Source organism: Streptomyces aureocirculatus (genome assembly GCF_000720475.1).
In the GTDB taxonomy this organism is placed as follows: domain Bacteria; phylum Actinomycetota; class Actinomycetes; order Streptomycetales; family Streptomycetaceae; genus Streptomyces; species Streptomyces aureocirculatus.
On sequence record NZ_JOAP01000005.1, the window covers coordinates 470,232 to 492,576 of the forward strand.

Sequence of the window (22,345 nt, forward strand, 5' to 3'; positions counted from 1 at the left end):
CACGCGGTCGCCGGGCGCACGCGGTCGCCGGGCGGCCGCGCGCGCCGCGACAGGGCCGCTCACGCGGCCAGGTGCCGGATGAGCCAGTCGTGGAAGATCCCGATGTGGTGCTCGGTCGGCACCAGGACCCCGCCCGTGCGATAGGCGCGTGAGCCCATCGCGGGCTGGGTGCGCTCGCAAGCCGCGAAGTCCTGCTCGTTGACCCGGTGGAACAGCTCCGCCGACTTCGACACATCGGCCCCGGACGCGATGACGTCGGGTGCGTACAGCCAGTCGCACTCGACGACCGTACGGTCGACCGCCAGCGGGAACATCCGGTGCAGGATCACATGGTCCGGTACGAGGTTGACGAACACGGCCGGTTTCACGGTGATCGCGTAGTAGCGGCGGTCCTGGTCCTCGGAGACCCCCGGGAGCCGGCCGAAGCCCGCGCTGCCGTCCACCGTGAAGCCGTTGACCTCGTCCCCGAACGCGGCGCCGTGACCTACGTAGTACTGCGCCGCGAAGCCCTCGGCGAACTCCGGAAGCACCTCCGTCAGTTCGGGGTGGATGGTCGCGCAGTGGTAGCACTCCATGAAGTTCTCGACGATCAGCTTCCAGTTGGCCCGCACGTCGTAGCGGACGCGGTGGCCGAGGGCCAGGTCCTCGGTGCGGTAGCGCTCGATGGACGCGGGATCGCCGAGGCGCTCCACGGCTTCGCCGATCACCGTGTCCTCGAAGGACGGCGGTTCGTCGGCCAGACACACCCACGCGTAGCCGAGCCACTCCCGCAGCGCGACCTCGATCAGCCCGTACGCGGAGCGGTCGACGTCCGGCATCCGCGTCAGGTTCGGCGCCGCGATCAGGCGGCCGTCCAGACCGTACGTCCAGGCGTGGTACGGGCACTGGAGGCTGCGCCGGACCTCGCCTGCCTCGTCGGTGCACAGCCGGGCACCCCGGTGGCGGCACACGTTGAGGAAGGCGCGCAGGGTGCCGTCCCGGGCGCGGGTGACCAGTACGCTCTCGCGGCCCACCTGGACGGTGCGGTACGCGCCGGGCTTGTCGAGGTCTGCGGCGCGCACGGCGCAGCACCACAGGGCTTCGAAGAGGCGCTCCTGCTCCTGTCCGAAGACGCCGGGGTCGGTGTAGTAGTGGCCGGGCAGCGTCGCGATGAGGCTCGCGGAGACCTCTGTCGTCACGTCCGTACTCCTGGAACGGGCGCCGCGGCGGGCGCGGGGCCGAGCGGGCCGGTGATGCGGGCGGGGTCGAACAGGCCGATGGGGTGCGCGGTGGTGCCGTCGAGCGCCAGATCGGCGACGATCTCGCCGACCACCGGCACGAACTTGAAGCCGTGCCCGGAGAACCCGCAGGCCACCGTCACCGACTCCGGGTGCGCCGGGTGGCGCGTGATGACGAAGTGCTCATCGGGGGTCGTCGTGTACATGCAGGTCGAGGCCTTCAGGAGGCGTCCCGGCAGCAGCGGTATGTGCCGCGACATGTGCTCGGCCATCGCCGCGACCTCGTGCGCGTGGACCGTGCGGTCGATGGTCTCCGGAGTGCAGACGTTGCCCTTCCTGAAGAAGGCGACCTTCACACCGAGGTCGGGGCCGTCGATCGAGGGGAAGCCGTAGGCCTGAACGCCTGCCGCGTCCTCCCAGACGTAGATCGGATGGTGCTCCGGCAGGAACGGGCCGACGCCGCCCGTCGGCTGGAACCAGTACATGATCTGCCGCTCGATGGTGAACGGCACCCCGAGATCCGCGAGCAGTCCCGGCGCCCAGGCTCCGGGGCAGATCACCAACTGCCCCGCCGTGTAGGTGTCGTCGGCGGTGTGCACGCGCACGCCGCCGCCGAACGGCTCCCACCGCGTGACCGGCTCCTCGAAGTGGAGGTCCGCGCCCTGACGGGTGGCGCACTGGAGATGCGCGGCGACCGTGTTCTCCGGGCGGACGAGCCCGGCGCGCTCTTCGTAGAGGGCCACTTCGTCGTCGCGCGGGGTGAGTGTCGGGAAGCGGCGGCGGATCTCCCGGGCGTCGAGCATCTCGTGAGGCAGCCCCCAGGTCTCGGCCGAGAGGCGTGCCCCGGAGACCACGCGTCCGTCCGGTCTTCCGACCATGACTCCGCCGCACAGGGTGGCGATGTCGCGGCCGCTGTCCTGTTCGAGCTTCTCGTAGAGTTCGTACGCGCGCAGGAGCAGCGGTACGTAGGCGGGGTCCTCGAAGTACGACTGCCGGGTGACGCGCGAGCCACCGTGACTGGAGCCGCGCTGGTGCACGGGTCCGAACTTCTCGAGGCCGAGGACGCGGGCCCCGCGTGCGGACAGATGGTGGGCGGCGGCACTGCCCATGCCGCCCAGGCCGATCACGATCACGTCATAGGTGGGGGTTACGGGGGACACGGTGGCCTCCTGGGGACGGGGACCAGCACTTGACGGCGCGGGGCCGGCACCTGATGGGGCACGGGGCTAGCACCTGATGCGGGTCATCTCCGGGTCGAAGAGCGGTTCGTCGGCGACGGTCGCGGGAACCTTCTCGCCGAAGTACTCGATGGCGACGCCCGTGCCGGCGGCCAGCGGCGGCAGCCAGGCGTACGCGACACAGCGGCCCAGGGTGTAGCCGTACGCGGCGCTGGTCACGTATCCCGCGGGGGCGCCGGGGGGCGTGGACGCGCTGCTGACGTACACCGGCTCCTTGCCGAGGACGACGGCGGCGGGGTCGTCGAGGAGGAGGGCGGTGAGCTTCCGGGCGGCCGGGCCGCGTCGCGCGAGCGCCTCGCGGCCCACGAAGTCGCCCTTGTCCATGCGGACGGCGAATCCGACGCCCGCCTCGTACGGGTCGTGTTCCGCGGTCATGTCCTGACCCCAGGCGCGATACCCCTTCTCCAGGCGCAGGCTGTTGAAGGCGCTGCGGCCCGCGGCGATCACTCCGAGGTCCCGCCCCGCGTCCCACAGCGTGTCCCACAAGCGAAGCCCCAGGTCAGCACTGGTGTACAGCTCCCATCCGAGCTCGCCCACATAGCTCAGACGCATCGCCGTGACCGGCACATGGCCGAGGTGGGTCCGCCGTGCCTTGAAGTACCCGAACGCCTCGTGCGAGAAGTCGTCGCGGGTCAGCGGCTGGACGAGCGCACGTGCCAGCGGCCCCCAGACGCCGACGCAGCATGTCCCTTGGGTGATCTCCCTGATGTGGACGTCGTCGGGTGCGTGCGACCGTAGCCAGGTGAGATCGGCGGGGGAGTTGGCGCCGATCTGGAAGTGGCCGGGGGCGAGCCGTGCCACGGTCAGGTCGGAGCGGATGCCGCCCGCCTCGTCGAGAAGGAGGGTGTAGGTGACCGAACCAGGCTTCTTGCGGAGATTGTTGCTGGTCATGCGCTGAAGGAAGTCCAGGGCCCCGGGGCCGGCGACCTCGAGGCGGCGCAGGGGTGTCATGTCGTACAGCGCGACCCGCTCCCGGGTGGCCCGCGCCTCGGCGGCGGCGACGGGCGACCAGTGGCGGCCCGACCAGTCGTCCCGCGCGGGCACGTCCAGTTCGGCGGCGAGCGCGGCGTTGGCCTCGTACCAGTGGGGCCGCTCCCAGCCGCCGCTCTCCAGGAAGACCGCGCCCAGCTCCTGCTGGCGGGCGTAGAAGGGGCTGACGCGCAGCGGGCGCGGCTCGGCGACGGGCTGCAGCGGATGGATGACGTCGTACACCTCGACGAACTGCCGCGTCCCGCGTTCGGCGATGTACGCGGGGGAGCGCTGGGCGTCCTCGAAGCGGGTGGGGTCGCAGTCGTGGACGTCGGTGGTGGGCCTGCCGTCGACCATCCACTCGGCGACCGCCTTGGCCACACCCGCGGAGTGCGTGACCCAGACGGCCTCGGCGAGCCAGAAGCCGCGCAGTGCGGGGGCTTCACCGAGCAGCGGCATACCGTCCGGGGTGAAGGAGAAGACGCCGTTGAAGCCCTCTTCGACGGCCGACTCCTTGAGCGCGGGCAGCAGTCCGCAGCAGTCCTGCCAGCTCGGCGCGAAGTCCTCCTCGGTGAACGGGTAGGAGGACGGCATGGCATGGCCCTCGGCGGCGGCCTCGTCGTACGCGGGCACGGTGAACGGGTCGACGGGAAGGGGACGGTGAGCGTATGAGCCGATGCCGATGCGGTCGGTGTGCTCGCGGAAGTACAGGTCGCGGTCCTGGAAGCGGAGGATGGGCCGGGACGCCTCGGTGCGCGGGTCGTTCACCCCGGCGAGCTCGGGCAGCGGCCGGGTTCGTGCGTACTGGTGGGCGAGGGGTTGCAGCGGTACGTCGACGCCCGCCATGCGCCCGATCACCGGCCCCCAGAAGCCCGCCGCCGACACGATGTGGTCCGCGGGGAAGGTTCCGCGGTCGGTGACGACTCCGGTGACGCGGCCCTCGGCGCGCTCGATGCCGGTGACGGTGTGCCGGTCGAGGAACCGGGCGCCGCGACGGGTGGCCCGGTCGAGCTGGGCGCGGCAGGCGGGCACGGCCCGGGCCAGGCCGTCGTCGGGGGTGTGAAGGCCGCCGAGGATCTGACCGGAGTCGAGCAGGGGCCACAGCTCCTTGCAGCGCACGGCGTCGACGAGTTCGGCTCGGATGCCCCAGGACGCGGCGAGCCCCGCCTTGCGGTGCAGATCGGCCCAGCGTTCCTGGGTGGTGGCGAGTTCCAGGCCGCCGACCGGATGGAAGCACGGCAGCCCGTCCACGGACAGGGAGGCGAACTTCCGCACGGTGTAGGCGGCGAACTCGCTGAGCGTCCTGGACGGACCGGTCTGGAAGACGAGCCCCGGCGCGTGGGAGGTGGAGCCGCCCGGGGCGGGCAGTGGGCCCTGTTCGAGGACGGTGACGTCTGTCCAGCCGCGGGCGGTGAGTTCGTCGGCGAGGGAACACCCGACGACGCCCGCCCCGACGATGACGACGCGTGGGGAGACTCCGGTCACGAAGGTGGGCAGGCGGCCGGTCACAGGACCACCACCGATCGCAGCACTTCGCCGCGGCGCATCCTGGCGAACGCCTCCTCGACCTCGTCGAGCGCGATCTTCTCGGTCACGAAGGCACCGAGGTCGAGCCTGCGGCTGAGGTACTGGTCGACGAGGAGCGGAAAGTCCCGGGTGGGCAGGCAGTCGCCGTACCAGGACGACTTGAGGGCGCCCCCGCGCGAGAACAGGTCGATCAGCGGCAGTTCGACGGACATCGCCGGGTCGGGCACACCGACCTGGACGAGCACGCCCGCGTGGTCGCGCATGTAGAAGGCCTGCTTGTAGGTCTCCGGCACGCCGACCGCGTCGATGGCGACGTCGACGCCGAAGCCGCCGGTGAGCCCGCGGACCGCCTCGACGGGGTCGGTGCCCCGCGAGTTGACCGTGTGGGTGGCGCCGAACCGGGTCGCGCCGTCGAGTTTCCCGTCGTCGATGTCGACGGCGATCACGCGGCGTGCCCCGGCGTGCGAGGCCCCGGCGATCGCGGCGCAACCGACGCCGCCGCAACCGATGACGGCGACGGTGTCGCCGCGGCCCACGTTTCCGGTGTTCACGGCCGCCCCGTACCCGGCCATGACGCCGCAGCCGATCAGACCCGCCGCTTCCGGGCGGGCCGCCGGGTCGACCTTCACGGCCTGGCCCGCGGCGACGAGCGTCTTCTCGGCGAAGGCACCGATACCGAGCGCGGCGCTGAGCGGAGTGCCGTCGAGAAGCGTCATGGGCTGTGCCGCGTTGCGGGAGTCGAAGCAGTACCAGGGACGGCCGCGCAGGCAGGAGCGGCACGTGCCGCAGGGTGCGCGCCACGCGATGACCACGTAGTCGCCGGGCCGCAGCCCGCCGGAGTCGGGACCGACCGCCTCGACGGTGCCCGCGGCCTCGTGTCCGAGCAGGAACGGGAAGTCGTCGGAGACCGCGCCCTCCCGGTAGTGCAGATCGGTGTGGCAGACCCCGCAGGCCCCCACGGAGACAAGTGCCTCTCCCGGTCCGGGATCCGGCACGACGATCGTCTGCACCTCGACGGGTGCGCCCTTCTTCGCGGCGACGACGCCACGGACCTCGTGTGGCACGGCAAGGCTCCTCGACTTTGGGCCGTCTGTTGCGTACTCCACGATCTGTTGCGCTATGAGAGACATCGTGGAAGCCGCATCAACGAGCCGTCAAGGGGCCGGAGTGAACACCGGCAAAACGCTCCGGGAGTCGCGAAAGGGCCTGGCCCGCACACGACGAGCGCGGAACCGGGACGTGCGGCTCCGCGCTCGGGTTCGGGGCGAGGGGGTGGCTCGACGCGGGCGGTGCGGGCGGGCGCGGGCCGGGGTCCGGGCCGCCGGGCGGGCCCGGCTTCCGTCCTCGGGGCGGACCTGGCTCCGGACCTCGGGGTGCACCCGACCTCGGGCCCGCTCCCGCTCCGGACGGGGCGGCTCAGGCGGAGCGGAAGGCGGGATCGTGGGTGGCAGCGGTGGCAGCGGGCGGCGACGGGCGGAGGCGCAGGGGCGCCGGGGGTGCGGGGGTGTCGGGGCCGCGGGGGCTGGGCGGCGGACTGGCGGCCCGGGGGTGTCAGAAGCCGTAGCCCATCCGCCGCGACAGCTCCACCGCCGCCGCGACCGTGCGCTTGGCCAGCTCGGTGAGCCGGTCCTCGGTCAGCCGGTACACAGGACCGGAGGCGCTCAGCGCGCCGATGACCTTGCCGTCGTGCGCGCGCACCGGCGCCGCCACGGCGGCCAGGCCCACCTCCAGCTCCTCCACGACGATCGCGAAGCCCTGGTGGACCACGGCCTCCAGATCGCGGCGCAGCGCCACCGTCCCGGTCACCGTGTGGTCGGTGATGCGCGGCAGCGTGCGCGCGATCAGACCCTCGCGCAGGGTCGTCGGAAGGTGCGCGAGCAGCACCTTTCCGCTGGACGTGGCGTGCAGCGGGGTGCGCCGGCCGAGCCAGTTCTGGGCCGTCACGGAGGCGGGGCCGCGGGCCTGCATGATGTTGACCGCGGCGTCGTCGTCGAGCACGGCGATGTTGACCGTCTCGCCGAGTTCGTCGGCGAGCTCGCGGCAGACGGGACCGCCCTCCTGGGAGATGTCCATCCGCACGGCCGCCGCCCCGGCGAGGCGCAGCACACCCGCGCCGAGGAAGTACTTGCCGCGGTCCTTGGCCTGACCGACGAGCCCGCGGTTCTCAAGCACCCCGAGCAGCCGGAAGGCCGTCGACTTGTGCACCCCGAGCTCCTCGGCGATCTCGGTGACGCCCGCCTCGCCGTGCCGGGCGAGGATCTCCAGGACGCTCACCGCTCGGTCCACGGACTGGACGGAACCGGCGGGCGCCTTCGCCTCGCGTGGCTTCTCCGGGTTCTCCGGCTTGTCCCGATGCGCCTCACGGCGCTGCTCCCGGGGTGCTTCCTGGTGGGGCTCCCCGTTCTGGCCAGGCTCTTTCCGCGTGCGGGTCATATCTCAACTCTCACCACTCGGCGGCCACTCGAAGCCGCGTCCCAGGGAGGCCCTTGACGCGATGAGCTTCCCACCGGATTCTGTTGCGCATAGCGCTCTCTGGTGCGCCATATGAAACTGCATGCTATCGAAGAGTCCCTCGCCCACACGGCCCAGGAACCGGCCGACCGATCCAGAGGAGGGCCCGTGATCCCCGTCTGCCGCATCGAAGACCTCCCCGCGGGCGAGTCCGTCCGTCTCGACACCACACCGCCCGTCGCGGTGTTCAACGCGGACGGCGCGCTGTACGCCGTCGACGACACCTGCACTCACCAGGACGCCTCCCTGTCCGAGGGCTGGCTGGAGGGCTGCCTGGTCGAATGCCCTTTGCACGCGGCCACCTTCGATCTCCGCACCGGCGAGCCGATGTGCCTGCCCGCCCGTCGCGCGGTGCGCACCCACCGCGTGAGCGTGGTCGACGGAACGGTCCATGTCCACCTGACCGAGCCGACCGCCGTGCCGGTGTCCGTCCGGACGCCCGCCACCACGACCGCCTCGGCCGCGGTCACGTCTGGCCCGCTCGCCACCAAGGGCTCCGCCGCATGAAGACCGTCACCGTCGTGGGCGCCTCCCTCGCCGGTCTCTACGCGGCACGCGAACTGCGTGCCCAGGGCTACGACGGACGCCTCGTGATCATCGGAGCGGAGCCTCATTTTCCGTACGACCGCCCACCACTGTCGAAGGACTTCCTCGCGAACAAGGACTTCCTCGCGAACAAGGACTTCCTCGCCAACACGGACCTTGCCGCCGACTCGGACTTCTCCGCGAACAAGGACCTCGCCGCGAACGCGGACGAAGCTGCCGCGGCTCCGCTCGGCGGGGCAGCTCCTGGCGGGGCAAACGCCGGTGGGGCCGCCCCCGGTGGGGCCACCCGTGGCGGGGCCATCCCTGGTGGGCCCACCCCTGGCGGGGTCACCCGTGGCAGGCCGCTCCCCGGCCAGGCCCCCCTCGACGAGACCACCCCGGACGAGGCCCCCCTCGCCCTCACCGACCCCGACGAGATCGCCGAGCTCGCCGCCGATTGGCTGCTCGGCGTGCACGCGACCGCACTCGACCCCCGCGGCCGCGCCGTCCACCTCGACGACGGCCGTACGGTCGTCACCGACGGCGTGGTCGTGGCGACCGGTGCTTCGGCCCGGCGGCTGCCGGGTCCCCGGCTCGCCGGTGTCCACACCTTGCGCACCCTCGACGACGCCCGTGCCCTGCGCGCCGAACTGACCCGGGGCCCGCGCGGCGTTGTGGTGATCGGCGGCGGCTTCATCGGCGCGGAGACGGCGTCGACGTGCGCCGCACTCGGGCATGACGTCACCGTCGTCGAGGCGGCACCCCTGCCTCTGATCCCGCAACTCGGCCCGGAGATGGCCGCGTTCTGCGCCGACCTGCACCGGCACGGGGGCGTGCGACTGCTGACCGGGACGGGGGTGGCGGGACTGCGCCACGCGGCCGTCGGCGGTACGACGGGCCCCGAACGCGTCACCGCCGTGGAGCTGACCGACGGTCGCCTCCTGCCCGCGGACGTGGTCGTCGTCGGCATCGGTGCGACTCCCAACTCCGGCTGGCTGACGGACGGCGCACTCGCCGACCGTGACGGTGTCCGCTGCGACGGCGGCTGCGTCACGAGCCTTCCCCAGGTGGTCGCCGTGGGAGACGTGGCCCGTGTCGGCGGCGTCCGCGCCGAGCACTGGACGAGCGCGACGGAACAACCGCGCGTCGCCGTACGCAACTTGCTCGCCGCCCACACCGTGGAGACCTTCAGCGCACTTCCGTACTTCTGGTCCGACCAGTACGGCTCCCGCATCCAGTTCGCCGGACACCGCCCCGCGGATGCCACCGTACGCATCGCGGAGGGCAGCCCGGACAGCGGCAGTTTTCTGGCCCTCTACGAGCAGGCGGGCCAGGTGCGGGCCGCTCTCGCCGTCAATCGTCCGCGGCCGTTCATGAAGGTGCGGCGGCGACTGCGGGCACAGCGGTCGGCCGAGCCGGACGGCACTAGGAGTGCGAGAGCTGCCCCCTAGCTCCTCCGCGGCTCCGTATGTCCTCCTGCGAACGGGCGGTGGCGCGGGCGTCGCGTCGGGCCCTGCGCCGCTCCCGGCGCAGTTGACGCGCCGAGCTGCTGGGCATCGACACCACGCCGTTGCGCTGGTTCCACACCTGGCGGGTCACCCAGACGTCGCACACGCTCCAGGTGGCCACGATCGTGCTGGCCACGCTGCTCAGCACCATGGGGAAGGCCAGCCAGGACTCGGCCATCGCGCAGAAGAACGCCGTCATCGCCTGGATGAGCGTCAGCGACACGATGAGCATCGCCCGCACGGCCGCCGTCCGCACGGGGTCCGGCAGTCTCCGCCGGGTCGCTGCCTCCTCGACCCAGAGCTGCCGCCGCTCAAGGCGTTCGCCGCCCTCGTCGCCGTCGTCGTACCCGACGGGTGGCGCGACCCGGGGCCCTGCCGTGCCGACACTCGAGTACGCCCCGACCTGCTCAGCCGCCTTCCTGCCCGAAGCCGCCCTACTCTCCGAAGCCAGCTTGCTGCCCAAGGCCTGCGTGTCATCCGGCGCTTGCGTAAGGTCCGAGGCCTGCGTGCGGCCCGAAGCCGCCGTACTGCCCGAAGCCAGCTCGCTGCCCAAGGCCTGTGCGCTGCCCGACGCTAGCGTGCGCCCCGATGCCTGCGTGCGGCCCGCAGCCTGCGCGTTGTCCGAAGTCGTCTTACTGTCCGAAGCCAGCTTGCTGCCCGAAGCCTGTGCGCTGCCCGACGCTTGCGTGCCGTCCGGCACCTGCGCGCTGCCCGAAGCCGACATCCCGTCCGCCGCCCGCGTGCCGTCCGAAGCCCGCCCGGCGCCGCGCACCGGCCCATCGCCGCGCGCCCGCCCGGCGCCCAGCGCCCGCTCGTCGCCCGACGCCCGTCGGCGCTCCTTCGTGCCCATCAACTCGTCACTCCCCCCGCTGCGCTGCCTTGCCCGTGCACCTGCTGTTCCGCAAGTGCCGCCGCCGTCCTGCCGGGTGCCTCGCGGCCGGTCGATCGAGAGCTCTCATGTCCGACTCTCCACTTTCTGCCCGCTTTACGCCGCTTTACGCGGCAGGGCAGGAGGTTCCACGCGTGCCCAACTGTCTTTCGCGTCCCCTGTACGGCCCCGGTTACCCCGCATCCCCGCAGGCAACTGCTCTCGTACTGAGGGACGAACGGGCGCCCCGAAAGATTCCCGCCCGGCAGGAAAGATCCCCTCCCGCCGCGATTGGTTCCACGCGGCGAACACTTCAGGCCAACTGGGCACTCTGGCACGGGGGATGAGGGTGTCGGGCAGGTGCCACATGCGGGAGGCAATCTCCCCCAATGCCCGGACAACTGGTGACGCCTCTTTCGCGTCACGGCTGAAAAGCGTCCGGACGTGTCTTCGAGTTGCCCGTGTGTCAGTAGTAGGCTCGCGCCGTTTGTTGACGCACATGCGTGCCCCCGGTCAAATCCTGTCCGCGAGGGGCCCGATCTGGGGGAGGCCATGCGCTTTCGCGGGAAGTCAATCCGCCGGAAGATCGTGGCATTGCTGCTCGTGCCGCTCGTGTCCCTCACGGCGATCTGGGGCTTTGCCACGTTCCTCACGGGGCGCGAGGCGAACAAGCTGATCGGCACCGCCAAGATCATCGATGAGCTGGCCTTTCCCGTCCAGGACGCCGCCGAGGTGGTCCAGAAAGAGCGCCGCCAGACCCTCGTCTATCTGGCGGACCCCCGGGCATCGGACGCACTCGCCGCACTGCGGCGCAGCCGTGAGGCCACCGACAAGAGCGTGGCCAGGGTCGAGTACCGGGCCAAGCACTCCGACTCGCGCGGGTCGCTCGACGACCAGTCCGAAGAGCGGCTGAGCGTGGCCCTCGATGCCTTCAAGGGCCTCGACGCGCTGCGCCGCACGGTCGAGGAAGGCACGATCAGCCGCGAGAAGGCGCTGAAGATGTACACGCGCCTGACCGATCCCTGCTTCGGCTTCCTGATGACGCTCAACGCCCTCGACGACGTGGGTGTCACAGCGGAGGGCCGCGCGCTCGTCGGTGTCGGCCAGGCACGTGAACTGCTCTCCCGCGAGGACGCGTTGATCGGCTCCGCCCTCGTCGCGGGCAGTGTCACCAGGGGAGAGATCCGTCAGGTCACCGATATGGCCGCGCAGCGCAGCCTGCTCCTGGACAACAGCCTCGCCCAGCTTCCCGACGACGAGCGCGCCCGCTTCGAGCGCTACTGGAACGGCGCCGAGACCAGCCGTCTGCGCGACGCCGAGAAGTCCCTGGTGGAGTCGGGCGCCGGCACCCCGCGCGGGATCAGCACCGGCGACTGGGACCGCGAGGCGCACAAGGTCCTCGCGGGCCTCGCCGACCGCAGCGACGCCGCCATCGAGCGCCTGCGCGAGCGCGCCCGCCCCGAAGCCGTCAGCGTCATCGTCCAGTTGGCCGTCATCGGTGTGCTCGGCCTGCTCGCCGTGATCTTCTCCCTCTTCCTCTCCATCCGCGTCGGCCGCAGCCTCATCCGAGACCTGCGCAGGCTGCGCCTGGAGGCCCACGAGGCCTCCGGCGTGCGGCTGCCCGGCCTGCTGCGCCGCCTCGCGGCGGGTGAACAGGTCGACGTGGAGACCGAGGCCCCGCGCCTGACCTACGACAAGGACGAGATCGGCCAGGTCGGCCAGGCGCTCAACACCCTGCAGCGCGCCGCCGTAGAAGCCACCGTCAAACAGGCCGACCTGCGCCGCGGCGTCTCCGAAGTGTTCGTCAACCTCGCCCGCCGCAGCCAGGTCCTGCTGCACAAGCAGCTCACGCTCCTCGACACCATGGAGCGCAGGACCGAGGACACCGACGAACTGGCCGACCTGTTCCGCCTTGACCACCTCACGACCCGCATGCGGCGGCACGCCGAAGGCCTCGTCATCCTCTCCGGCGCCGCCCCGTCACGGCAGTGGCGCAAGCCCGTCCAGCTCATGGACGTCGTCCGCGCCGCCGTCGCCGAGGTCGAGGACTACGAACGCATCGAGGTACGCCGCCTGCCGCGCATCGCCGTCACAGGACCCGCGGTCGCCGACCTCACCCACCTGCTCGCCGAACTCCTGGAGAACGCCACGGTGTTCTCACCCCCGCACACCGCGGTGCAGGTCCTCGGAGAGCACGTCGCCAACGGCTTCACCCTGGAGATCCACGACCGCGGCCTCGGCATGGCCTCCGAAAACCTCCTGGACGCCAACCTCCGCCTCGCGGAGACCCCCGAGTTCGAACTGTCCGACACCGACCGCCTCGGCCTCTTCGTAGTCAGCCGGCTGGCCCAGCGCCAGCGCGTCCGGGTCTCCCTCCAGCCCTCCCCGTACGGTGGCACCACCGCCGTCGTGTTCATACCGGAGACGCTGCTCACCGACGATGTGTCCGACACCGGAGGCGTCGGTTTCCGCCTCGACCGGCCGCTGCCGCAGAAGTCCCTCGGCGGCGACCCGGCGAAGGAGCGGTCGGCGGCCCTCGCCCGGACGGCCGTGGAACTGCCCGGACTGCCCGCGTCCGTCCTCGACGGCCCGGTCGAGCTGGAAGCACCGGTCGGCATGGCAGGGCTCGACGGCTTCCCGGGCGCCCTGGAGGACGAGGACAGCGAACGCGGCGGCCTGTTCCGCCCCCGCCGCCGCGCCACGGACACCCCCAAGGAGCAGCACCAGCAGGCCCGTGACACGCGCGAGCCCGACCTCGTCGAACCGGTACGCGCCACCGACTCCGCCGCACACGAGGCACCGCACTCCGAAGAGACCCTCGACGACGAGCAGGCTCCGGGCGACACGGTCCCGCTCGTACGCCGCCGCACGCCGAAACTGGTCTCCTCGCACGGACGTCGCGTGGGTCCCGCGCGGACGCGCGACACGGACGCGGACGACCCGGACGACGGCTCCCGCACACGCCGCGAGCCCGGCGCGGGACGGCCCGGTCGCGGCCCCGCGCGGGACCCCAGGAGCGCGGGCCAGACACCCCCGGACACCCGTCAGGACCTGGGCCCCGCCCGCGGTACCCCCGACCGGCGTGTACGGGACGGTCTCGGCGCCCCCGCGCGGGACACCGTCGACGGCTCCGAAGGCGCGGGCCTCGACCTGCCGCGCCGCCCCCGTTCGGACGCGGGCTGGCCCGACCTGACCCCGCCGCGCCCGCTGGGCACGGACACACCGGTCGGCACCCAGCCGCTGCTGCCCCGGCGCCGTCCGGTCCCGGACGCACCGCCCGCCACCACCCGCACGGAGACGGCGCCCGGTGCGGACCGGGCGGCAAGGACGGACAGAGGATCCATGGACCGGGCCGCAGGCAGCACGGGAACGCCGCTCCGCGCGGCCGCCGAGGACTCCGTCGCCCCCGCCCCGGGCGGGCTGCCGCGCCGCGTCAGGCAGGCCAGCCTCGCCCCGCAGCTCAAGGAAGGGCCGGACCACCGTACGGAGCCGGACGCCGCCCCCGCCGGGGCCGGAACGGAGGAGCGCGACGCCGACGAGGTCCGCAGCCGGATGGCTTCGCTCCAGCGTGGCTGGCAGCGCGGTCGCCAAGAGAACGCCGCGGGCGACGACGTCCAGGACGGCGCAGCACCAGGAACGACATCTGAGGGGGACGGTCGATGACCGCACCGAAGGCCGACGCACGCACCACCGCGACCGGGGGATCGGGAGAGCTGAACTGGCTTCTCGACGATCTGGTGGAGCGCGTCGCCAGCATCCGCAAAGCGCTCGTGCTCTCCGGGGACGGACTGCCCACGGGCGTGTCGAAGAACCTGACACGTGAGGACAGCGAGCACCTGGCCGCCGTCGCGTCCGGGTTCCACAGCCTCGCCAAGGGCGTGGGACGCCACTTCGAAGCGGGCAAGGTCCGGCAGACGGTCGTCGAGCTGGACGACGCCTTCCTCTTCGTCACGGCCGCGGGCGACGGCAGTTGTCTGGCCGTGCTCGCGGACGCGGACTCCGATGTCGGCCTGGTGGCGTACGAGATGACGCTGCTCGTCAAGAGGGTGGGTGTGCACCTGGGGTCGGCGCCACGCACCGACCTGCCCACGGGAGGGTAGTGGGAGGGCATGAGCGACGACGACGGTCAGGTCGAGATGCCGCACTGGTTCGATGACGACGCGGGCCCGGTGGTGCGCCCGTACGCGATGACACGCGGCCGCACGACCAGCGCGAACCAGCACCGCCTCGACCTGATCGCGGTCGTGATCGCCGAGTCGCGCGCCGAGGAGACGGAGGCCGACCAGACGCTGTCCCCGGAACATGTGGACATCGTCGGCCTGTGCCGCGACACCCCGCAGTCCGTCGCGGAGCTCGCGGCGGAACTGGACCTTCCGATCGGCGTGGTCCGTGTCCTCATCGGTGATCTGGTCGACGACCGACTGGTGCACGTGACCCGCCCCGTTCCCCCCGCCGAGCTGCCGGACGAGAGTATTCTGCGCGACGTGATCAACGGCCTCCGGGCGCTCTGAACAGCGCGAAAGCGGGGATTGAGACGTGACAGGCTGGCAGTTCTGGGTCGACAGGGGCGGCACGTTCACGGATGTCGTCGCCCGCCGCCCGGACGGCGCTCTGCGCACGCACAAGCTCCTGTCCGACAATCCGGCCCGCTACGCGGACGCCGCGGTCGCCGGCATCCGGGAACTCCTTGCCCAGGCCGACACGTCAAAGAGTGTGGAGGCCGCGCACACGGGCAGCACGGACGCCGTACACACGGACAGCGTGAATGCCGCGCATCCGGCCGACGCGGACGCCCCGTACACCGGCGCGGACAACCCCCCGGGACTCGGCGGCGTACCGATCGACACCGTCCGCATGGGCACCACCGTCGCCACCAACGCCCTCCTGGAGCGCAAGGGCGAGCCCACCGCCCTCGTCATCACGCGCGGTTTCCGCGACGCGCTGCGCATCGCCTATCAGAACCGCCCCCAGATCTTCGCCCGCCACATCGTCCTCCCCGAAGAGCTCTACGCCCGCGTCATCGAATTCGACGAACGTGTCGCCGCCGACGGCGAGGTGCTGCGCGCCCCCGACCTCGACGGGCTCGGCACGGCCCTTCGACAGGCCTACGACGACGGCATCCGAGCCGTCGCCGTCGTGTGCATGCACAGCCATCTGCACCCCGCCCACGAGCAGGCCGCCGGGGACCTCGCGCGGCGCACCGGCTTCCCGCAGGTCTCGCTCTCCAGCGAGGTCAGCCCACTGATGAAACTCGTCCCGCGCGGGGACACCGCCGTCGTCGACGCCTATCTGTCGCCCGTCCTGCGGCGCTACGTCCAGCATGTGGCCGACGAACTGCACGGCGTGCGCCTGATGTTCATGCAGTCCAACGGAGGACTCGCGGAAGCCGGTCAGTTCCGCGGCAAGGACGCCATCCTGTCCGGGCCCGCGGGCGGCATCGTGGGCATGGCCCGGATGTCGGAACTCGCCGGCTTCGAGAGGGTCATCGGCTTCGACATGGGCGGTACGTCGACGGACGTGTCGCACTACGCCGGTGCGTACGAGAGGGTCTTCACGACGCGGATCGCGGGCGTACGGCTGCGCGCGCCCATGCTGGACATCCACACCGTGGCCGCGGGCGGCGGCTCCGTCCTGCACTTCGACGGCAGCCGCTACCGCGTGGGGCCCGACTCGGCGGGCGCCGTCCCCGGCCCCGCGTGCTACCGCGGCGGCGGCCCGCTGACCGTCACCGACGCCAACGTGGCACTCGGACGCATCCAGGCGGCCCACTTCCCCCGGGTGTTCGGCCCGGACGGCGACCAGCCGCTCGACGACGGCCTCGTCCGCGCACGGTTCGCCGAGCTCGCCAGGGACATCACCGCGCGGACCGGCGACGACCGCACCGCAGAGCAGGTCGCGGAGGGCTATCTCCAGATCGCCGTCGCCAACATCGCCGGCGCCGTCAAGCGCATCTCGGTCCAGAAGGGCCACGACATCACGCGCTACGCCCTGACGACCTTCGGTGGCGCGGGCGGCCAGCACGCCTGCATGGTGGCCGACTCGCTCGGCATCCGTACCGTCCTCGTACCGCCCATGGCGGGCGTCCTGTCCGCGCTCGGCATCGGCCTCGCCGACACGACGGCGATGCGCGAGCAGTCCGTCGAGGCGCCCCTGGAAGCCGCCGCGATGCCCCGCGTCCACCGGACTGCCGACGACCTGGAGACCGCGGCCCGCGCCCAGCTCACCGCCGAGGACGTACCCACCGACCGCGTGCACGTCACGCGCCGCGCCCACCTGCGCTACGACGGCACCGACACCACCCTCGCCGTCGACCTCGCCGAGCCCGACACCATGGCCCGCGCCTTCGAGGAACGCCACCGCGCCACCTACTCCTTCACCCTGGACCGTCCCGTCGTCGTCGAGGCCCTGTCCGTGGAGGCCACCGGCCGCACCGAGCCGCCGGACCTGTCGACGCTCGGCGGCAGCACCGAGCGCGGCCCCGCGCTGACCGTGCGCCTGCACACGGGCGGCTCCTGGCGGGAGGTGCCGCTGCACCGCCGAGAGGAACTGCCGCCCGGCGAGCGGGTCACCGGACCCGCGATCGTCGCGGAGGCGGGCGCGACGACGGTCGTGGACGAGGGCTGGCGGGCGGCCACGACCGACGACGGGCACCTGGTCATGGAACGGGTGGCGGCCCCCGCGAGTTCCGCCGCCGGAACGGAGGCCGACCCGGTCCTCCTGGAGGTCTTCAACAACCTCTTCATGTCGATCGCCGAGCAGATGGGCGCGCGCCTGGAGTCCACCGCCCAGTCGGTCAACATCAAGGAGCGCCTCGACTTCTCCTGCGCCCTGTTCGACCCGGACGGCAACCTCGTAGCCAACGCCCCGCACATCCCCGTGCACCTGGGCTCCATGGGCACCAGCGTCAAGGAGGTCATCCGCCGCCGCTCCACCACCATGCGGCCGGGTGACGCCTACGCGGTCAACGACCCGTACCACGGAGGCACGCACCTTCCGGACGTCACCGTCATCACGCCCGTCTTCGACACCCCGGGAGAGCGGATCCTCTTCTACGTGGCGTCGCGGGGCCACCACGCGGAGATCGGCGGCATCGCACCCGGATCCATGCCCGCGAACAGCCGCACCATCGACGAGGAGGGCATCCTGTTCGACAACTGGCTGCTCGTCGAGGACGGACGGTTCCGCGAGGCGGAGACCCTGAGCCTGCTGACCGAGGCCCGCCACCCCTCCCGCAACCCCGCCACCAACCTCGCGGACCTGCGCGCCCAGATCGCCGCCAACCACAAGGGCGTCGACGAAGTGGCCCGCATGATCGAGGACTTCGGCCTCGACGTCGTGCAGGCCTACATGCGGCACGTCCAGGACAACGCCGAGGACTCCGTACGGCGCGTCATCGACACCCTGAAGGAGGGCGAGTTCACCTACGAGACCGACTCGGGTGCCGTCATCCGGGTGCAGGTCTCCGTAGACCGCGAACAGCGCACGGCCACCATCGACTTCACCGGCACGTCGGCGCAGCTCGACACCAACTTCAACGCGCCGTTCGCCGTGGTCAACGCCGCCGTCCTGTATGTCTTCCGCACCCTGGTAGGCGACGACATCCCCCTCAACGACGGCTGTCTGCGGCCCCTGCGCATCATCGTGCCGACCGGGACCTTCCTGTCGCCAGAACCACCCGCGGCGGTCGTGGCCGGCAACGTGGAGACCTCACAGGCCATCGCAGGCGCCCTCTACGGAGCGCTCGGTGTCCAGGCCGAGGGCTCCGGCACGATGAACAACGTCACCTTCGGCAACGACCGGTACCAGTACTACGAGACCGTGGCCTCCGGATCCGGGGCCGGCGAGGGCTTCGACGGCGCCTCCGTGGTGCAGACCCACATGACCAACTCGCGGCTCACCGACCCCGAGGTCCTCGAATGGCGGCTGCCCGTCGTCCTGGAGGAGTTCGCGGTACGCCACGGCAGTGGCGGGGCGGGCCGCCGGCGGGGCGGGGACGGCGCCGTCCGCCGCATCCGCTTCCGGGAGCCCATGACGGTCTCCACGCTGTCCCAGCACCGCGTGGTGCCGCCCTACGGCATGGCGGGCGGTGAGCCCGGCGGCCTCGGCTCGGGGCGCCTTGAGCGCGCCGACGGCAGCGTCGTGCGGCTCACGGGCAGCGATTGCGCCGACGCGGGCCCCAGCGACGTACTCGTGATCGAAACGCCCGGCGGCGGCGGATACGGACCGCCGCCGGGCGCCACCCCCGCCGCACAAGCCGCCCCGCACCCCGCGCGGCCCGTCCGACCCACCCACGCGAGACCACTGATGACTGATGCAGGAGAAGAAAGCGAATGATCTTCAAGCGTTCTGAGCGCGGTACGGCCCCCGTGGAGCCGGTCACGCTGAAGATCCTGGTGGCGGGCGGATTCGGCGTGGGCAAGACGACCCTCGTCGGCACGGTCAGCGAGATCAAGCCGCTGCGCACGGAGGAGACCCTCAGTGAGGCCGGACGGCCCGTCGACGACACCAACGGCGTCCCGGGCAAGCACACCACCACCGTGGCCATGGACTTCGGCCGGATCACCCTCCGCGAGGACCTGGTGCTCTACCTCTTCGGCACCCCCGGGCAGGACCGCTTCTGGTTCCTGTGGGACGAGTTGGCGACCGGAGCGCTCGGCGCCGTCGTGCTCGCCGACACCCGCCGCCTGGAGGACTGCTTCGCCGCCGTCGACTACTTCGAGCGCCGCTCCATACCCTTCGTCGTCGGCGTCAACTGCTTCGAGGGGTCGACCCGCTACCCGTCCGACGCGGTACGGCACGCCCTGGACCTCGACGAGAACACTCCCGTCGTGCTGTGCGACGCGCGCGAGAAGGAGTCCGTCAAGGAGGTCCTGATCGACGTGGTCGAGCACGCGATGGCCGTCGGGGCGGCGGCCAGGGAACCGGTCGCCACCTGACGCCGGCGGCCACCGTGCAAGTCGTCGTCTGACGCCCGCCGCCAGGCAACGCGCACGGCGGCCCGTACCCCCGCCTACCGGGGTACGCGCCACCGCTCGCGCGCGGGCGGCCGGGCGGTCCGCCACGCGCGCGTGCCTGCCCCGCGGCGTCCCGGGCGGGGGCGATCGGCCGAGGGGACGGCCCTCCACGCGGGCGTGCCTGTCGCGGCGTCCCGGGAGAGGGCGATCGGCGCCGGGGGCCCTCCACGCGCGCGTGACTGCCTCGCGGGCCCCGGCCGGGACAGAGGCCGGGGCCGCGGGGCGCGTGGTCAGCCCTCGTCGTCGTGCCAGCCGAAGCTGCGCTCGACGGCCTTGCGCCACCTGCGGTACTCGCGCTCGCGCTCGTCCTCCGCCATCTGCGGCGTCCACTCGACGTCGCGCTGCCAGTGGGACTTCAGCTCCTCCAGATCGCTCCACACACCCGTCGCGAGCCCGGCGGCGTACGCGGCGCCCAGACACGTCGTCTCCGACACGCGCGGCCTGATCACCGGCACCCCGAGCACATCCGCCTGGTGCTGCATCAGCAGACCGTTCTTGGTCATCCCACCGTCGACCTTCAGGGTGGTGATGCGCACTCCGGAGTCCTGGTACATCGCGTCGACGACCTCACGCGTCTGCCAGCTCGTCGCTTCCAGGACCGCACGCGCGAGGTGCGCTTTGGTGACGTACCGGGTGAGGCCGGTGACGACACCCCGCGCGTCGGAGCGCCAGTACGGCGCGAACAGACCGGAGAACGCCGGCACGATGTACGCGCCGCCGTTGTCGTCCACGCTCGCCGCGAGCGTCTCGATCTCGTCGGCCGTGCGGATGATGCCGAGCTGGTCGCGGAACCACTGCACGAGCGCCCCGGTGATCGCGATCGAGCCCTCCAGGCAGTAGACCGGAGCCTCGGAGCCGATCTTGTAGCCCATGGTCGTGAGCAGGCCGTTCTTGGAGGGCACGGGCCGGTTGCCGGTGTTGAGCAGCAGGAAACTGCCCGTCCCGTAGGTGTTCTTGGCCGTCCCGGTGTCGTAGCAGGCCTGCCCGAAGACCGCGGCCTGCTGGTCGCCGAGCGCGGAGGCCACGGGCACCCCCGAGAGCTGTCCGACGGCCGTGCCGTAGACCTCGGCCGACGACCTGATCTCCGGCAGGACCGCCTCCGGGACATTCATCGCCGACAGGATCGAGGAGTCCCACTGAAGGGTCTCCAGGTTCATCAGCATCGTGCGCCCGGCGTTGGTGACATCGGTGACGTGCACGCCTCCGTCCGTGCCGCCCGTGAGGTTCCAGATCAGCCAGGAGTCGATGGTGCCGAAGGCGATGTCGCCGCGTTCGGCACGCGCCCGCAGGCCCGGGACGTTGTCGAGGAGCCAGGACGCCTTCGGCCCGGAGAAGTAGCTGGCCAGTGGCAGGCCGGTCTGCTCGCGGAAGCGGTCCTGGCCGTCCTGGCCGCCCAGTTCGTTGCAGAGCGCCGACGTCCGCGTGTCCTGCCAGACGATGGCGTTGTGCACCGGCTTGCCCGTGGAGCGGTCCCACAGGACCGTCGTCTCCCGCTGGTTGGTGATGCCGAGGGCGCTCAGTTGGTCGGCGCGCAACCCCGCCTTGGCGAGCGCGCCCGCCACCACTGCCTGCACCTTGGACCAGATCTCGGTGGCGTCGTGCTCCACCCAGCCGGGCTTCGGGAAGATCTGCCGGTGCTCGCGCTGGTCCACGGCGACGATCGCGCCGTCCTGGTTGAAGACGATGCAGCGGCTGGATGTGGTGCCCTGGTCGATCGCGGCGACGAATTTCTCGGAGCTGTCCGTCATGGCTACCCCTTGGAGGATGGCGCTTCAGAAGGCTGCGTTGTAGATGAGGCCCGCGAGGAGCCCGCCGATCAGCGGTCCTGCGACCGGAACCCAGGCGTAACTCCAGTCCGACGTCCCCTTGTTGGGGATCGGGAGGAAGTGGTGCACGACGCGCGGGCCGAGGTCACGCGCCGGGTTGATGGCATAGCCGGTGGGGCCGCCGAGCGACAGACCGATGCCGACCACGAGGAACGCGACGATGAGGGTCTGGGTACCGGACTTGCCGAGGCCCTCGGTGAGCCCGAACGCGAGGATGGGAAGCACCAGGCCGATGGTCCCGATCACTTCGGTGAGGACGTTCGCGACCGGGTTCCTGATCTCCGGAATCGTGGAGAAGATGCCGAGCGTCGGCGTGGGGCTCTGGGCCCCCGGAGCGTCCTTCGCGCCGCCCGGAACATTGGCGTTGAACTGCGCGAGGTACACCAGGTACGCGAGGACGGCGCCCAGCATGGCGCCGATCATCTGACCCGCCACATAGATCCAGGTCTTGTCCCACTCGCCGGTGTCGATGGCGATGCCGAGGGTGACGGCGGGGTTGAGATGACCACCGGACAGCGGTGCGGCGGTGTACGCGCCCGCCATCACGCCGAAGCCCCAGCCGAACGCGATGACGATCCACCCCGAGGCCTTGGCCTTCGAGTAGTTCAAGGTGACGGCGGCGCACACGCCGGCGCCGAAGAGAATCAGGATCGCGGTGCCGATGATCTCACCGACGAAAATGTCCCCATTCGAGTACATGGCGGCTCCTAGGCCTTTGCCGGGGTGGTGGGCCCCGGTACTCCGTGCAGGGTGCGTTCCCACGACTACTGCTCGGCGACTGCCTGTCACGTCGGCTGTGGGCAGGGGAGTCCGGTACCCCGCCCGGGCGCGGTGACGAGCGTGCCGTCACAGTCGAATCGCCCGTGGGGGATGACCCGTTGAACTGGCCCTTTGTGCAGAGCCTTGGAGCACACGGGCCCTGAGCGGCGGAGTGCCGAAGAGCGGCGATGCCGACTGACACCGGGAAGTGTTCACCGGTGGTGATGGAGCGTCAAGGTCGCGGACGGCACCGGCTCAACCGGCGCGACGCCTTCCGTCACCCCTGCCTCCGCGCTCCGCTCCCCGGCCCGCGGCACCGTGCCGCCGCAGTGGCTGACCGCTCCGTGGGAGGGTGCACCAGGGCCCGCGGAGGGGCCTCACCG

15 protein-coding genes are annotated in these 22,345 nt (G+C 71.7%); 7 read left to right on the top strand and 8 right to left on the bottom strand.

Translation table 11 applies throughout. The features are described from left to right. Positions 1-59: 59 nt before the first annotated feature. From IG78_RS0107335 to IG78_RS0107355, 5 genes are all read right to left on the bottom strand, one after another. Positions 60-1,178, bottom strand: coding sequence for an aromatic ring-hydroxylating oxygenase subunit alpha (locus tag IG78_RS0107335; protein ID WP_030560560.1), 1,119 nt, complete (start codon positions 1,176-1,178; stop codon positions 60-62). Then, entirely contained in the window at positions 1,175-2,377 is a 1,203-nt protein-coding gene (solA, locus tag IG78_RS0107340) for an N-methyl-L-tryptophan oxidase (RefSeq protein ID WP_030560561.1), read from the bottom strand. Before solA ends, IG78_RS0107335 begins: the two co-directional genes overlap by 4 nt. 66 nt (positions 2,378-2,443) lie before the next feature. Further along, positions 2,444-4,933, bottom strand: a complete 2,490-nt coding sequence (locus tag IG78_RS0107345) for a GcvT family protein (RefSeq protein ID WP_225881939.1) — start codon at positions 4,931-4,933, stop codon at positions 2,444-2,446. Then, positions 4,930-6,015: an S-(hydroxymethyl)mycothiol dehydrogenase gene (locus IG78_RS0107350; RefSeq protein WP_030560563.1), complete on the bottom strand. Its 1,086-nt coding sequence runs from the start codon at positions 6,013-6,015 to the stop codon at positions 4,930-4,932. Before IG78_RS0107350 ends, IG78_RS0107345 begins: the two co-directional genes overlap by 4 nt. 487 nt (positions 6,016-6,502) lie before the next feature. After that, positions 6,503-7,384, bottom strand: coding sequence for an IclR family transcriptional regulator (locus IG78_RS0107355; RefSeq protein WP_225881938.1), 882 nt, complete (start codon positions 7,382-7,384; stop codon positions 6,503-6,505). Between the two features lie 186 nt (positions 7,385-7,570). Here IG78_RS0107355 and IG78_RS0107360 point away from each other — a divergent pair, with 186 nt between their 5' ends. Further along, positions 7,571-7,969 carry a bifunctional 3-phenylpropionate/cinnamic acid dioxygenase ferredoxin subunit gene (locus tag IG78_RS0107360; protein WP_051852416.1) on the top strand — a complete coding sequence of 133 codons (399 nt, stop codon included), beginning with the start codon at positions 7,571-7,573 and terminating at the stop codon, positions 7,967-7,969. Beyond that, positions 7,966-9,438, top strand: a complete 1,473-nt coding sequence (locus IG78_RS0107365; protein ID WP_037684946.1) for an NAD(P)/FAD-dependent oxidoreductase — start codon at positions 7,966-7,968, stop codon at positions 9,436-9,438. The genes IG78_RS0107360 and IG78_RS0107365 overlap by 4 nt, the downstream gene beginning before the upstream one ends. Here IG78_RS0107365 and IG78_RS0107370 read toward each other — a convergent pair. Next, complete coding sequence (locus IG78_RS0107370; protein WP_037684977.1) at positions 9,413-9,958, bottom strand: hypothetical protein; 546 nt, start codon at positions 9,956-9,958, stop codon at positions 9,413-9,415. The genes IG78_RS0107365 and IG78_RS0107370 overlap by 26 nt on opposite strands. A 957-nt stretch (positions 9,959-10,915) precedes the next feature. Here IG78_RS0107370 and IG78_RS0107375 point away from each other — a divergent pair. Genes IG78_RS0107375 through IG78_RS0107395 form a run of 5 tightly spaced genes read left to right on the top strand, consistent with a single transcriptional unit; the run spans position 10,916 to position 19,299 of the window. Continuing rightward, positions 10,916-14,026, top strand: a complete 3,111-nt coding sequence (locus IG78_RS0107375; protein ID WP_030560568.1) for a nitrate- and nitrite sensing domain-containing protein — start codon at positions 10,916-10,918, stop codon at positions 14,024-14,026. Beyond that, a complete protein-coding gene (locus tag IG78_RS0107380) occupies positions 14,023-14,463 on the top strand; it encodes a roadblock/LC7 domain-containing protein (protein ID WP_030560569.1) in 441 nt (146 codons plus the stop codon). The genes IG78_RS0107375 and IG78_RS0107380 overlap by 4 nt, the downstream gene beginning before the upstream one ends. A gap of 9 nt (positions 14,464-14,472) precedes the next feature. Beyond that, positions 14,473-14,874, top strand: a complete 402-nt coding sequence (locus tag IG78_RS0107385) for a DUF742 domain-containing protein (RefSeq protein WP_030560570.1) — start codon at positions 14,473-14,475, stop codon at positions 14,872-14,874. Between the two features lie 25 nt (positions 14,875-14,899). Next, entirely contained in the window at positions 14,900-18,697 is a 3,798-nt protein-coding gene (locus tag IG78_RS0107390; protein ID WP_078968702.1) for a hydantoinase B/oxoprolinase family protein, read from the top strand. Then, entirely contained in the window at positions 18,694-19,299 is a 606-nt protein-coding gene (locus tag IG78_RS0107395; protein WP_030560572.1) for a GTP-binding protein, read from the top strand. Before IG78_RS0107390 ends, IG78_RS0107395 begins: the two co-directional genes overlap by 4 nt. 308 nt (positions 19,300-19,607) lie before the next feature. Here IG78_RS0107395 and glpK read toward each other — a convergent pair whose 3' ends face one another. Next, the gene (gene glpK / locus IG78_RS0107400) at positions 19,608-21,125 is read right to left on the bottom strand and encodes a glycerol kinase GlpK (protein ID WP_030560573.1); all 1,518 of its coding nucleotides are present in this window, start codon (positions 21,123-21,125) and stop codon (positions 19,608-19,610) included. A gap of 24 nt (positions 21,126-21,149) precedes the next feature. Then, the gene (locus IG78_RS0107405; protein ID WP_030560574.1) at positions 21,150-21,902 is read right to left on the bottom strand and encodes an MIP/aquaporin family protein; all 753 of its coding nucleotides are present in this window, start codon (positions 21,900-21,902) and stop codon (positions 21,150-21,152) included. Positions 21,903-22,345: the final 443 nt, after the last annotated feature.

Coding starts and splice junctions, on each gene's coding strand:
- IG78_RS0107355 (WP_225881938.1), bottom strand. CDS start 7,384: ATGACCCGCACGCGGAAAGAGCCTGGCCAGAACGGGGAGCCCCACCAG.
- IG78_RS0107365 (WP_037684946.1), top strand. CDS start 7,966: ATGAAGACCGTCACCGTCGTGGGCGCCTCCCTCGCCGGTCTCTACGCG.
- IG78_RS0107375 (WP_030560568.1), top strand. CDS start 10,916: ATGCGCTTTCGCGGGAAGTCAATCCGCCGGAAGATCGTGGCATTGCTG.
- IG78_RS0107380 (WP_030560569.1), top strand. CDS start 14,023: ATGACCGCACCGAAGGCCGACGCACGCACCACCGCGACCGGGGGATCG.
- IG78_RS0107385 (WP_030560570.1), top strand. CDS start 14,473: ATGAGCGACGACGACGGTCAGGTCGAGATGCCGCACTGGTTCGATGAC.
- IG78_RS0107395 (WP_030560572.1), top strand. CDS start 18,694: ATGATCTTCAAGCGTTCTGAGCGCGGTACGGCCCCCGTGGAGCCGGTC.
- glpK (WP_030560573.1), bottom strand. CDS start 21,125: ATGACGGACAGCTCCGAGAAATTCGTCGCCGCGATCGACCAGGGCACC.
- IG78_RS0107405 (WP_030560574.1), bottom strand. CDS start 21,902: ATGTACTCGAATGGGGACATTTTCGTCGGTGAGATCATCGGCACCGCG.